The 12,890-nt window shown below is 60.9% G+C and carries 10 protein-coding genes; 7 read left to right on the top strand and 3 right to left on the bottom strand.

The features are described from left to right. The first annotated feature begins 43 nt into the window (after positions 1 to 43). Positions 44 to 2,542, top strand: coding sequence for a PAS domain-containing protein (locus AXG89_RS19570; protein WP_062171812.1), 2,499 nt, complete (start codon positions 44 to 46; stop codon positions 2,540 to 2,542). A gap of 214 nt (positions 2,543 to 2,756) precedes the next feature. After that, positions 2,757 to 4,766, top strand: coding sequence for an AI-2E family transporter (locus AXG89_RS19565; RefSeq protein WP_082771507.1), 2,010 nt, complete (start codon positions 2,757 to 2,759; stop codon positions 4,764 to 4,766). 7 nt (positions 4,767 to 4,773) lie between these two features. On the opposite strand, the gene AXG89_RS19560 is transcribed toward AXG89_RS19565, so the two are convergent. From AXG89_RS19560 to AXG89_RS19550, 3 genes are all read right to left on the bottom strand, one after another. Next, positions 4,774 to 5,007: a hypothetical protein gene (locus AXG89_RS19560; RefSeq protein ID WP_062003494.1), complete on the bottom strand. Its 234-nt coding sequence runs from the start codon at positions 5,005 to 5,007 to the stop codon at positions 4,774 to 4,776. 56 nt (positions 5,008 to 5,063) lie between these two features. Next, complete coding sequence (locus AXG89_RS19555) at positions 5,064 to 5,864, bottom strand: 3-hydroxybutyrate dehydrogenase (RefSeq protein WP_062171810.1); 801 nt, start codon at positions 5,862 to 5,864, stop codon at positions 5,064 to 5,066. Positions 5,865 to 5,946: 82 nt separating this feature from the next. After that, positions 5,947 to 7,347: a GntP family permease gene (locus AXG89_RS19550; RefSeq protein WP_062171808.1), complete on the bottom strand. Its 1,401-nt coding sequence runs from the start codon at positions 7,345 to 7,347 to the stop codon at positions 5,947 to 5,949. Positions 7,348 to 7,648: 301 nt separating this feature from the next. On the opposite strand from AXG89_RS19550, the gene AXG89_RS19545 reads away from it, so the two are divergent. The 5 genes from AXG89_RS19545 to AXG89_RS19525 all read left to right on the top strand — a co-directional run bounded on the left by AXG89_RS19545 (position 7,649) and on the right by AXG89_RS19525 (position 12,887). After that, positions 7,649 to 9,094: a sigma-54 interaction domain-containing protein gene (locus AXG89_RS19545; protein WP_062171806.1), complete on the top strand. Its 1,446-nt coding sequence runs from the start codon at positions 7,649 to 7,651 to the stop codon at positions 9,092 to 9,094. A 130-nt stretch (positions 9,095 to 9,224) separates the two neighbouring features. Then, a complete protein-coding gene (locus tag AXG89_RS19540) occupies positions 9,225 to 10,463 on the top strand; it encodes a Fic family protein (protein WP_062171804.1) in 1,239 nt (412 codons plus the stop codon). An 88-nt stretch (positions 10,464 to 10,551) separates the two neighbouring features. Further along, on the top strand, positions 10,552 to 10,818 hold the full coding sequence (locus AXG89_RS19535) for a hypothetical protein (protein WP_062171802.1): 267 nt from the start codon (positions 10,552 to 10,554) through the stop codon (positions 10,816 to 10,818). Between the two features lie 524 nt (positions 10,819 to 11,342). After that, positions 11,343 to 11,540 carry a hypothetical protein gene (locus AXG89_RS19530; RefSeq protein ID WP_062003755.1) on the top strand — a complete coding sequence of 66 codons (198 nt, stop codon included), beginning with the start codon at positions 11,343 to 11,345 and terminating at the stop codon, positions 11,538 to 11,540. A 123-nt stretch (positions 11,541 to 11,663) separates the two neighbouring features. Continuing rightward, the gene (locus tag AXG89_RS19525; RefSeq protein ID WP_062171799.1) at positions 11,664 to 12,887 is read left to right on the top strand and encodes a serine hydrolase domain-containing protein; all 1,224 of its coding nucleotides are present in this window, start codon (positions 11,664 to 11,666) and stop codon (positions 12,885 to 12,887) included. The last annotated feature ends 3 nt before the right edge of the window (positions 12,888 to 12,890 follow it).

Below are 12,890 nucleotides of genomic sequence, written 5' to 3'. Positions count from 1 at the left end.
GTGCATTACGCCACCTGCGACCTACCGGCTTTTGCTTAGGACCATGCAAAAACCCCCACTGTTCTCGACGCTGAGCCAGCTTGAATTCGAGCGCGCGGTACTGGGACGCGTTGTGGCCGGCATGCCGCTCGCCGAAGTGCTCGAACACGTGATCCATCGGGTGGAAAACCGCTCGGAGCAGCCCATGCGCGCCTCCGTGCTGCTGGTCGATGCCACCGGAAAACGCCTCGTTCATGGCGCGGCGCCGAGTTTGCCCGACGAATACAACCGCATTGTCGACGGCCTCGAAACCGGCCCTTTAATGGGATCGTGCGGGGCCGCGGCGTTTCGCGGGGAACCGGTGATTGTCGAGGACATCGATACAGACCCGGTCTGGGCCGCTTTTCGCGATATCGCCCGGAAGTTCGAATTGCGCGCGTGCTGGTCCATGCCCATTTGCGCCGCCGATGGCCGCGTGCTCGGCACCTTCGCCAATTACTATTCGATGCCGAAAAAGCCGTCGCCCGAAGAACTGGACGACATTGCGCAAGTGGCGAGCGTGACGGCGCTGGCAATCGAGCGGCACGCTGGCGACCGCGCGCTGCGGGAAAGCGAAGAGCGTTTGCGGATCGCGCAGCAGGCCGGCGGAATTGGTACCTTCGAGCTGTTTCCGGACAGCGGGCGTATTGCGGTATCGGAGGAACTTTGCTGGCAGTGGGGTTTGACGCCCCGCCATGAGACCCATCTCGACGTGCTGCTGGACCTCGTGCATCCCGATGACCGCGCACGCGTGCTGACGGCGCACCAGGACATGCATACGGGCGCGCTGGATTACCTCGAATATCGCATCCGCCGCGCGGACAATGGCGAAGAGCGCTGGATGGCACGGCGCGGCGAAGCCATCGCCAACAGCAGCGGCGGCCTGCGTTTTCTTGGCGTGACCTACGACATCACGGGCCACAAGCGTTTCGAAGAACGCCTGCGCGTGAGCGAAACGCAATTGCGCCGCCTGAACGATTCGCTCGCGGCCGAAGTCGATGCCCGCACTCGCGAGCGCAACAGCATCTGGCGCAATTCGCGCGATCTTTTTATCGTGGCGACCAGTTCGGGCGTGCTGCGCGCGGTCAATCCCGCGTGGACCGACATCCTGGGTTTTCGCGAGGACGAACTGATCGGCAAGTCGTTCGCGGAAATCGTTCATCCGGATGACGTGGAAGCCACCGAAACCGCGCTGCAATCCGTCGCGCGTTCGGGGATCGTGCGGTTTGAAAATCGTAACCGTCACAAGGATGGGTCTTACCGATGGGTATCGTGGGTTGCGGCGCCCGAGGGCGACACCTTGTACGGCAACGGCCGCGATGTCACCAGCGAAAAGGAAACCCAGCACGCGCTGCAGCAAACCGAAGAGGCCTTGCGTCAGGCGCAGAAGATGGAGGCGCTCGGGCAACTGACGGGCGGTATCGCGCACGATTTCAACAACCTGCTGCAAGGCATTACCGGTCCGCTCGAACTGATCCGCCGTTATACCCAGCTCGGCCGGACGGACGACATCGACCGCTTCATCACGATGGCAACCGGCGCTGCGAACCGCGCCGCATCGCTGACGCATCGTCTGCTGGCGTTTTCGCGGCGTCAGCCGCTCGACCCGAAGCCGGTGAACGCGGACGAGTTGCTGCATTCCATCGACGATCTGCTCAAGCGCACGATGGGCGAGGCGATCGATACGCGCGTGATTCCCAATCCGAGACTCTGGCTCACGCGCTGCGACGCAAATCAGCTCGAAAACGCCGTGCTGAACTTCGCGATCAACGCGCGTGACGCGATGCCCGAAGGCGGCCGCCTGACGCTCGAGACGGACAACGTGGAGCTGGGGCCCGAGTTCGCAACGTCGCATCCCGATGTCGCGCCGGGCCAGTACGTGGTGGTATCGGCGTCGGATACGGGCGCCGGCATGCCCGACGACGTCAAGGCGCGCGCCTTCGATCCGTTCTATACGACCAAGCCGCTCGGGCAGGGCACGGGGCTGGGTTTATCGATGGCGTACGGGTTTGCCAAGCAATCGGGCGGAATCGCGACCATCGAAAGCGCGCCCGATGCCGGTACGACCATCCGGCTGTATTTGCCGCGGTTCACCGGCGGTGCGGGCAAGACCGAGGTGACAACGGAACTGACGGAAGCGCATCGCGCAGCCGGCGGCCACGTGATCCTGGTGGTTGAAGACGATGCGTCGGTGCGTGAGCTCGTGTGCGAGATCCTGCGCGACCTGAATTACGAGGTGCTGGAGGCCGTCGACGGACCGTCCGGACTTGCGATACTGAATTCGCCGGCGCGTATTGACCTGCTGGTCACCGATGTCGGCTTGCCCGGGCTGAACGGCCGCCAGCTTGCCGATGCCGCCCGGGCCACTCGCCCCGCGCTCCGCGTGCTGTTCATGACGGGTTACGCCGAGTCGGCCACGCGCGCCAACGGCTTTCTCGACACCGGCATGGAGATGATCACCAAGCCCTTCACGCTCGAATCCATGGCGAGCCGCATCCGCCGCATGGTGACCATGGCGGGCTGATTGCGGCTCCCGTATTGCCTCACCGTCAAATACCCGCCCGAATGGCATGGTCTTTGCTCATGCATGGCGGGCGTGTGCGTTTCCCGAGACCGCAGGACACCGGCTCGCGGCTGACAACTCTACAAACCAGCGCAACGCTTGGCCGGAGATCCTTGATGGATCGCCGGCGCGACCGCATCATGAACCCCGCTAAAGCCAATAAGAGAAAGATGTGATGACACCAAATCCCGTCCCGCGCCGGCCCGCGTCGAAGGTCTTGCCTCCCGAGGCGCCGGGCATGCGGGCGTTGCTTTCGCTGGTCACCGGCGTGGTGGTGATCTGCGCGCTGTATTTTGGGCGCGCGGTGCTTATCCCGATCATTCTCGCGGTGTTGTTGAGCTTCCTGGTTGCGCCTTTCGTCGATTTGTTGCGGCGGTTGAAACTGGGGCAAGTGCCATCGGTGATCCTGGCCGTGCTCGTTGCGTTGTCTGTGCTGACGGCGGTTGGCGCGCTGATCGGTGCGCAAGTGGCGCAGCTCGCCAGCGACCTGCCGCGTTATCAGGTCGCCGTAGAACGGAAAATCGATGCCGTGCAGGAGAAGACAGTCGGCCGCGCCGATGCGTTCCTTGGCAAGGCGGCAACCGCGCTGAAACGGATATCGCCGAACCGGCAGGAGGAAATCCGCAAGAGCCAGGAGAACCAGACAGCGTCTCCTATCGACGCACCCATGCCCGTCGAAGTCCACGAGCCATCCCCTTCGCCAGTGGAACTTGCCCAGCGCTTCCTGTCGCCGATCATCAGTCCGCTCGAGACCACGGGCATTGTCCTTGTCGTGGCGATATTTATCCTGTTGCAGCGAGAAGACCTGCGCGACCGGCTGATCCGGCTGTTCGGATCGCGCGACCTGCACCGCGCAACGACCGCCATGGACGAAGCCGCGCGGCGGCTGTCGCGATATTTCCTGGCGCAGCTCGGTATCAACATGGGTGTGGGTATCGTGATTTCGATTGGCCTTGCGATCATCGGCGTGCCCGGCGCGTTGCTGTTCGGCGTGCTGACCGGATTGCTGCGGTTCGTGCCCTATGTGGGGACGTGGATCGCGGCGCTGCTGGCCGTTGTCTTCGCGACAGCCGTCGGTCCCGGCTGGTCGATGATGATCTGGACCATCGTGCTCTTCGGGGTCACCGACATCGTCGCGGGCCAGATCGTCGAACCGATGCTTTATGGCCACAGCACGGGTCTTTCGCCCTTTGCCGTGATTGTCGCGGCGGTGTTCTGGAGCTGGATCTGGGGGCCGATCGGGCTGGTTTTATCTACGCCATTGACGCTGTGTCTCGTGATTCTCGGGCGTCATGTGGATCGGCTGGAATTTCTCGACGTGCTTTTCGGTGATCGTCCAGCCTTGACGCCGGCGGAGAATTTTTATCAGCGGCTGCTCGCCAACGATCCCGACGAAGCGCTCGTACAGGCCGAATCGCTACTCAAGGAGCGCTCGCTCAGCGCGTATTACGACGAGGTCGCGCTGGAGGGTTTGCGGATCGCGCATCAGGACGTGCTGCGCGGCGTGGTGACGGCGGACCAGTTGAAGCGCATCAACGAATCTGCGATGGATATCATCGAAGGGCTGGAAGAGGTCGAGGACGTGGTGATGGCCGCCCGCCCCGATGAAGAACCGCCGGCAAGCCTGGAGATGTCGGATCGCGAGGCGGGCATTTTCCACGAAGCGCCGCCTGCTCATTTCGATGCTGCCAGCGAAGGGCATACGTCGTCCGTGCTGTGCATCGCGGGGCGCGGCGTGCTGGACGATCTGGCCGCGACGATTGCCGTGCAACTGTTTCGCAAGCACGGACTGGGCGCCGATCTCGCGCCGTACGAGCGTTTTTCCCGTACCCGTTTCGATGAAGTCGACCTGACCGGCGTTTCGCTGATCTGCGTGATTTCTTTCGATGCCGCCGAATCGCCGCCTTACTTGCGCAATCTGCTGCGCCGATTGCATCAGCGGGCAGGGGCGGCGGATCTGATTGTCGGGCTGGTCGTGCCGGACAGCGCGCTGGAAGGCGAGGCGGTAATCAGGAAGACATCGGCGGCGACTTCGTTCAAGGAACTGGTCGAGGCGTGCGTGGCTGCTGCGCGGCTACAGACTACCAATGGCGTCTCCTGGGAAGGCCTGAACCCGGAAGAACCCGTGCCGGTTGCAGATTCGGGAAAGGCGCCGGCGGTGGTTCCCGTCTTGCGCGGCGCCTGAATGCCGCTTATCGATTTCCGTCGAAGAGATCGTTCAGCATGGTGTCGAAGGCGCCTTGCGCTTCTTCGAGTTCCTGCAACGCAGCGTCGAAAGTCTGCAATGCGATCTGCGTAGGCCGGCCGTCGCCGTTCGGCGGAAACTGCCCCTGTAATGCCGTGAACGCCGCCTGGACCTGCTGTGTGGCGTTCACGATGCGCTGCATCGCCTGCGCTTCTTCTGTTCGATTGTGTTCGGCAGTCATCGGAGTCTCCGTTCTGGGAACCCCGATATTACCAATTGATGTGACAGGCGGCACGCCTACTGCGACGTCCAGCCGCCATCGATCTGAAGCGCCGAACCGCGCATTTCATCGGCGGCTTCCGAGCAGAGAAATACCGCCAGCTTGCCAATCTGCTCCGGCGTCACGAACTGTTCCGACGGCTGTTTCTCGCCGAGCAGCTTCGAGCGCGCCGCGTCCGGCGAGATGTTTTCCTTCGCGGCGATATCGTCGATCTGCTTTTGCACCAGCGGCGTCAGCACGAAACCCGGGCAAATCGCGTTCACCGTGACGCCCGTGCGCGCATTTTCGAGGGCGGCTACTTTCGTCAAACCGACAATGCCGTGCTTCGCGGCCACATACGCCGATTTCCCCACCGAGCCCACCAGCCCGTGCGCCGAGGCGATATTGATCACGCGACCCCAGCCGTTATCGCGCATTTTCGGCAACGCAACCCGCATGGTGTGAAACGCCGAGGTCAGATTGATCGCGATAATGGCGTCCCACTTCTCGACCGGGAAGGTATCGATGGTCGCGACGTGCTGGATGCCCGCGTTGTTCACGAGTACATCCACGGCGCCGAATTGCTCGATGGCAAACGCGATCATCGCTTCGATCTCGGTGGCCTTGGACATATCCGCGCCGTGGTGCACGGCCTTCACGCCGTGCTGTTCGATCTGCGATTTCGCGTTCTGGATCACGGTGGCGTCGCCGAAACCATTCAGCACGATATTCGCGCCGGCTTGCGCGAGCGCATTGGCGATCCCGAGGCCAATACCGCTGGTCGATCCGGTGACGAGTGCGGTCTTGCCGGCGAGCGGAGTTGCTGCGGATGAAGTCATGGGGCGGGTCCTGTCGAAAAGGATGTTGGATGGCGGCATCAGGTGTCGATGCCGCCAAGTTTGCCAGATGTCGCGCCGGGGGTTAAACCAGGCCGGTCGTGTAATACACGGCGATCACGAAAAACACCGCCAGGGTCTTGATGATCGTCACCGCAAAAATATCGCGATACGCCTCGCGGTGCGTCAACCCGGTCACGGCGAGCAGCGTGATCACCGCGCCGTTATGCGGCAGCGTGTCCATGCCGCCGCTGGCCATCGCGACCACGCGATGCAGCACTTCGAGCGGGATATGCGCGGCTTCCGCGCCCTTGATGAACGTGTCCGACATGGCAGCGAGCGCAATGCTCATTCCGCCCGATGCCGACCCGGTGATGCCGGCAAGCGAACTCACGGAAACCGCCGCGTTGACCAGCGGATTCGGGATGCTCTTGAGCGCATTGCTGACCACGATAAACCCCGGCAATGCCGCGATCACGCCACCGAAACCGTACTCGGAGGCGGTGTTCATCGCGGCGAGCAACGCACCGCCCACAGCCGCTTTCGTACCCACGGCAAAACGTTCGCGCACGCGCCCGAACGCCGTCAGCACGACCAGCAAGATGCCGAGCAGCAACGCGCCTTCGACGGCCCAGATTGCAACCACGGATTTGATCGGCGTGACGATCGCCGCATGAACGCCCGGCAGCACATCGGGCGCGACGGAATAACTCGCGCCGTACCAGACGGGAATCAGCTTCGTCAGCGCGAAGTTCGCAACGCCGACCAGCACCAGCGGCGCGACCGCCAGCAACGGATTGGGCAACTGCGCGCTTTCCACGCGATCCGGCTCATTGACAAGCGACGTGCCGTAACCCTCGCCGGTCGCCATCACCGAGCGGCGGCGCCACTCGAGAAAGGTCAGCCCGACCACGATGATGAACAGCGAACCGACCGTTCCAAGAATCGGCGCGGCCCAGCCCGTGGTCTTGAAAAAGGTCGTGGGGATGATGTTCTGGATCTGCGGCGTGCCGGGCAGGGAGTCCATCGTGAACGAGAATGCGCCGAGCGCGATGGCGCCGGGCATCAGGCGCTTCGGGATATTGCTTTGCCGATACATCTCGGCCGCGAACGGATAGACGGCGAACACGACCACGAATAGCGAGACACCGCCATAGGTGAGCAACGCGCACACCGCCACGATCACCGCATTCACGCGCGTCTTGCCGATGTATCGAATGGCGGCGGCCACGATCGATTCCGAGAATCCCGACAATTCGACGACCTTGCCGAACACGGCGCCAAGCAGGAAGACGGGGAAATACAGCTTGACGAAGCCGACCATCTTCTCCATGAAGATGCCGGAAAACACCGGCGCGACAGCCGCGGGTTCAGTGAGCAGGACGGCGGCGAGGGCGGCGAGCGGCGCCACCAGGATCACGCTGTATCCGCGATACGCGGCCAGCATGAGAAACGCCAGCGCGGCGAGGACGATGATGAACGACATTGAGTCTCCGTACTTTGTTGTATATCCCGGCGCGCAATGAACGGTCCGGGTAGGGCGCGCCTTTATTGCAGCATCCGTGCCAATCGTTGTGCGGCAAGGCTTTCCGGGAATAATCGCCGGTCCTGGCGACGGATTCATGACGGAAATCCATGAATCGAGACGAAAACCGTTGGAAAGCTATCCGAAATTTCTGCTGAATTTCCTCTGAACCGCGGCCGAACGGCCGGTAGTGTAATGCCTTGCTGGTTTTCCACGTTTCGAGATACCCTGTCTCGATATCGAGAAAACCCACGAGACACTGATGCTCAACGACTGGACGCACGTCCCCGTCGATTACAGCGACGTTTTGCGCCGCGCGATGGATTCGCTCTTCAAGACCTTCGAGAATTTCAGCGAAGGCACGTTTATCGTCGATAAAGATGCGCGCGTCGTCTGGATCAACAAGCGCTACGCCGCGCGTTTCGGGTTTGCAGATCCGGAAGACGCAATTGGCCGGGATTGCGAAGCGGTGATTCCGAACAGCCTGATGCGCGAGGTCGTGACGACCGGCAAACCGATCCTGCTTGACTTGCTGGAGACGGATCGCGAACCGCTGGTCGTCACGCGCTTGCCGCTGAAGGACGATTTCGGCGAAACGGTCGGCGCGATCGGCTTCGCGCTCTTCGATGAAATGAAAGCGCTCACGCCGCTGTTTTCCCACTATTCACGCGTGCAGCAGGAACTGATCGCGACACGGCAATCGCTGGCACAGGCGCGGCGCGCGAAATATACGTTTGCAAGTTTTGTCGGCACGAGCACGGCGAGCCTCGACGTCAAGCGCCAGGCGAGGCGCGCCGCGCAGGTCGATTCGCCGGTTTTGTTGTCCGGTGAGACGGGCACCGGCAAGGAGTTGCTCGCGCACGCCATTCACGGCGCGTCGGCGCGATCGGCGCGGCCGCTGGTATCGGTGAACGTCGCGGCCATTCCCGACACCCTCCTCGAAGTCGAATTTTTCGGCGCGGCGGCGGGCGCTTATACCGGCGCGGATCGCAAGGGGCGGGTGGGCAAATTCGAACTCGCCGACGGCGGCACGTTATTCCTCGATGAAATCGGCGATATGCCGCTCGCGCTGCAGGGCAAGTTGTTGCGCGTGTTGCAGGAAAAGGAGTTCGAGCCGCTCGGGTCGAACCGCATTGTGCGGGCGGACGTGCGGATCATCGCGGCGACGTCGGCGGATTTACCGGCGCTTGTGTCGAGCGGACGGTTTCGCGCGGATTTGTTTTATCGGCTGAACGTGCTGGCGATCCATGCGCCGCCGTTGCGCCAGCGCATAGGGGATATCGAGGCGCTCGTGTACGCCATGCTCGAAGAGCTCTCCGCCGATGCCCGCCCGCGTCACGCCGGCCAGTTCGTTCTTCACGACGACGCGCTGCGCCTCTTGTGCGCGTATTCGTGGCCTGGGAACGTGCGTGAATTGCGCAATGCGCTGGAACGGGCGGTGATGTTGTCGGACAGCGAGCATATCGATGCCCGCGCGCTGGGGTCGTTCATGGGTGCGGAAAGTATCGCGCCGGAGCCGGAACCGCTAAGGGCATCTGCGGAAGACGAGGTCGTGCCATATGCAGAAGCCATGGCGTCGTTTGAAAAGCAGTTTCTCTCCGATGCGCTGCATGCCAGTGGTGGACGAGTAGCCGAAGCGGCGCAGCGAATCGGCATTGGGCGGGCGACGATGTACAAGAAGATCGTGGCGCTGGGGATCGCGGTCTGACCAACCAATTTCTTGCCGAAGGATTCGCCACCAGATTCGCCATGGAGTCGATATCTATTTGGAATATAATGGTTTTTTATGGTTTTTTAGTGTCCATAAGATTCGCCATTAAATCCGCCAGATAACAATCATGACGCTCGCTGAATCGAAATATCCGTACTACGCGGTCCATCAGATGCATCCAATGCTGCCTTCCGAGCTGAAGATGGATACATTGCGTCCACTGGCGGCGGATGTTATCGGTCAGGCGAAGGATCTCGCGGCGCATGGCATGCCTCATTTGCGCGATCTGTTGCGCGAAGCGTTGCGTCCCATGAATTCCTACTATACGAACAAGATCGAAGGGCAGCATACCGAACCGCTGCTGATCGAGCGCGCGCTGCAGGAGGATTTCTCGGCCAAGCCGGGAGAGGCGCTTAAGCAGCGCATAGCGGTGGCGCATATCGGCACGGAGCGCTGGGGCGAAGAGACCTTTCCCGCGTTCGATTCCACAGCGTTTTTCGAGAGCTCGGTCGTCCAGGCGATTCATCGGCATTTGCATGACCAGTTGTCGGCGCAGGACTTGCTCCAGACGGGCGATGACGGCGAAGAGGAAAAGATCACGCCGGGCGTCTGGCGGGACCGAGGCGTCGAGGTCGGCGCGCATATCCCGCCGGATCCGGCCACTGTGCCGCGGTTCATGGAAGAGTGGACACGCGGATATCGCTACGCGCGGGCTGGCGAAACGGCTGTCATTGCACTAACGGCGGCGCATCACCGGCTTGCATGGATTCACCCGTTTCTGGATGGCAACGGGCGCACGGCGCGGTTGCATACGCATATCGGGCTGTCTGCGCTTGGGCTGACGCAAGGGCTCTGGTCTCCCATGCGCGGCTTTGCGCGCGAACAAGCGGATTACTACAAGCATCTGATTGCAGCCGATCAGCGCCGCAAAGGCGATCTTGACGGCAGGGGCGTCCTGAGCGAAAGCGGTCTGGTGGAGTTCATAGACTTCTGCATGAGCGTCTATCTGGATCAGATCAGGTTCATGGACAGCATGCTGCAGATGCAGGCGTTCGAAGCAAGGCTCGCCCAAATGCTGGCCGCCGAATCGACCAAGGCCGATACCCGTTTTCTGCGCGTCGAGGCTGCGCAACCGCTTGCGTACCTGGGTACGGTCGGATCTCTCGACAGGACGCGGTTCAAGGGAATGACGGGGCTTGCAAGCCGAACCGCGGACCGCGCGTTGGCCGATCTCTTCAAGCTGGGCATCGTCAGTTCGAAGACGCCGAAAGGACCGGTCGAGCTTGCGTTGCCGCTCAAGTTGTTTCGCTACCTTTTTCCCCGCCTGTGGCCCGAAGCCGAGGTCGATACGGCGCGTCAGGTGTGAGCTTCAAACGCACGCCTGGAAGGCGCCCCGAAACCGCCGCGTGGCATACTCGCGTTATCATAAAAACAGCGATAAAAAGGGGTATGGGATGAAGCTTTCCTGGGTATTTGCCGCGCGTTCTCTGGCGCTCGTGCCGCTTCTCGCGGCTGTTTCTGCATTGTCCGCATGCAGCAGTGCGCCGCCGCTGTTTTCATCCGACGGCCGCCCGACCTCGATGATCAATTGCCCCTCGAACGGCGGCTGGAGTAACTGTCAGGAAAACGCGCGTGCCATGTGTGCAGGCAGTTACGACGTGCTGGATCAAAGCAGCGAGAACGGCCAGAACGGATTACTTATCGCCTGCCGCGCGAAGTAAACGTGGGTGCGCAGCCCTGGCTTCGCCCACGCCAAATGAATCAAGGCTGAACCGTGATCCGCGCAAACTGATATTCCAACAAAAAACGCCAATAGGGCGACTTGGTTTAAACCGCGCAAACGATTCAACAGGAATTTTTTGATCGCTGATGCAAATACGCAGTAATCACGAATAGTTTCACGGCGCGGAAGCTGAAAACAAATCCAAACTTTACCAGCGCCATTATTTCCGCTTTGCGCTCATTTGTTTAACGAAGTATTAAGTATTCACGAATATTTTTCCGACTCGAACACGCTCATAGTTTCATACTTACTGCATTGGCTCCGCGCAATACACGTCACTCATCAAATTGAGATATGCTGCGATCAGAGTTTGCGGCAGCGTCGTTCGGGGCAACAGCGGCGCTACAGCCCATTTGTATCAATCCGGCGTTTTGATACCTGGTGTGGATCGGTTATTCGTTCCACATGAAGAGCAATCTCGTTTTAAATAAAGCAAAAATAACGTATCTAATGGAGTGGCGAATGAATCACCGGCAGATCGAGACAGATATTCTTCACCTTGAACGCATCATCGGCAGGATTTCTCCCGAAGACCGTATTCCTTTATCTTACTGGCGTAATCGAATCAACTCGGTGGCTTCCAGCGCGCTTGTGCCTGCCCAGCAAAGCCGCATGCAGAGAATCCACGAACGGCTTACGCAACTTGAGGCATCGAATTGATTATTCCGGAATCCGTTTCCGGGAGTGCCAACATCTTCCCTATTCCAGGTGACTCTTCCTAGGCGTCACCGATTCGACCATGCTTAAATACCAGCACTGAACAGCTCGTTTTGAAGGATATGAATGTCTGCTGCTGGATTCAGCGCGCCGCGCCTGGAACAAACCCGAAGTGCAATGCAGGAGTTCGTTGATCGAGACGAGGTCGCGGGCTGCGTATCCCTGATATGGCGGCGCGGCGAAATCGCTATGGTCGACGCACTCGGCTGCCGGGATCGTGAAACGCGGGAACCCATGTCGCGCGATACGCTGTTTCGCATTGCGTCCATGACGAAGCCCGTAACCAGTGTCGCCGCGCTCATGCTCGTGGAAGACGGCCTGATCGCGCTGGATGATCCCATCTCCCGCTGGCTGCCCGAACTCGCCAAACCGCAAGTTCTCCTGGATCCGAGCAGTCCACTCGATCGCACCGAACCGGCCCGCGCGCCCATCACCCTGCTCGACCTGCTTACGCATCGCGCCGGCTTTGCTTACCATTTCACCGCTTTTGGCGCGCTCGCCGATGCTTACAACGAAGTATTCAACGGCATCGACGCGACGGTCGATTCAAGCGTGTGGCTCGAACGCGTTGCCAGATTGCCGCTGATGTTCCAGCCGGGCACGCGTTGGCACTACGGCATTTCGACCGATGTGCTCGGTTCGTTAATCGAGCGTGTCAGCGGCGTGCCGCTCGAAACGTTTTTCCGCACGCGCATCTTCGATCCGCTGGGCATGACGGATACCGGCTTTGTCGTGCCGGCCGGAAAACTCGAAAGGCTCTCTGTTTCCTACGCCATCGATCCATCGACGCAAGAACACGTGGTGGAAGATCATCCCGCGACGAGCCGCTTTGCCAAGCCCGAGCGGTATCAAAGCGGTGGCGGAGGACTGATATCGACAGCTGATGACTATCTGCGTTTTGCCCGCATGCTGCTCGGCCGAGGCCGCCTTCAAGGCGATGCCACCGAGCGTGCGAACGGACCGCGATTGTTGTCGCATCGTTCTGTTGATCTGATGCGTACGAACTTCCTGACGCGCGAGCAGCGTCGCATTCCCGCGTTTGGGCAGGTCGTTTGGGCGGGGCAGGGGTTTGGTCTGGGCGTTGCGATTGTCGATGACCCCGCGCAGCAACGCACGGAAAGTTATCGGTCGAAGGGATCGTTCGGCTGGCCGGGCGCATTGGGTACGAACTGGTTCGCCGATCCAGTGGAAGACATGATCGGCATCTTGATGATCCAGCGGCGCGGCCTCGTGCCGTTTCCAATGGCTGCTGTCTTCGAGCGTCATCTCTATGACGCTATCGATGACTGACGT

Source organism: Burkholderia sp. PAMC 26561 (assembly GCF_001557535.2).
GTDB lineage: Bacteria > Pseudomonadota > Gammaproteobacteria > Burkholderiales > Burkholderiaceae > Caballeronia.
Note: the sequence above shows the minus strand (reverse complement) of the source record. Positions and strands in the feature narration are given on the sequence as shown.

What these genes read in the sequence shown, in the direction of transcription:
- AXG89_RS19570 (WP_062171812.1), top strand. Translation starts at nt 44, where the DNA reads ATGCAAAAACCCCCACTGTTCTCGACGCTGAGCCAGCTTGAATTCGAG.
- AXG89_RS19565 (WP_082771507.1), top strand. Translation starts at nt 2,757, where the DNA reads ATGACACCAAATCCCGTCCCGCGCCGGCCCGCGTCGAAGGTCTTGCCT.
- AXG89_RS19560 (WP_062003494.1), bottom strand. Translation starts at nt 5,007, where the DNA reads ATGACTGCCGAACACAATCGAACAGAAGAAGCGCAGGCGATGCAGCGC.
- AXG89_RS19555 (WP_062171810.1), bottom strand. Translation starts at nt 5,864, where the DNA reads ATGACTTCATCCGCAGCAACTCCGCTCGCCGGCAAGACCGCACTCGTC.
- AXG89_RS19550 (WP_062171808.1), bottom strand. Translation starts at nt 7,347, where the DNA reads ATGTCGTTCATCATCGTCCTCGCCGCGCTGGCGTTTCTCATGCTGGCC.
- AXG89_RS19545 (WP_062171806.1), top strand. Translation starts at nt 7,649, where the DNA reads ATGCTCAACGACTGGACGCACGTCCCCGTCGATTACAGCGACGTTTTG.
- AXG89_RS19540 (WP_062171804.1), top strand. Translation starts at nt 9,225, where the DNA reads ATGACGCTCGCTGAATCGAAATATCCGTACTACGCGGTCCATCAGATG.
- AXG89_RS19535 (WP_062171802.1), top strand. Translation starts at nt 10,552, where the DNA reads ATGAAGCTTTCCTGGGTATTTGCCGCGCGTTCTCTGGCGCTCGTGCCG.
- AXG89_RS19530 (WP_062003755.1), top strand. Translation starts at nt 11,343, where the DNA reads ATGAATCACCGGCAGATCGAGACAGATATTCTTCACCTTGAACGCATC.
- AXG89_RS19525 (WP_062171799.1), top strand. Translation starts at nt 11,664, where the DNA reads ATGTCTGCTGCTGGATTCAGCGCGCCGCGCCTGGAACAAACCCGAAGT.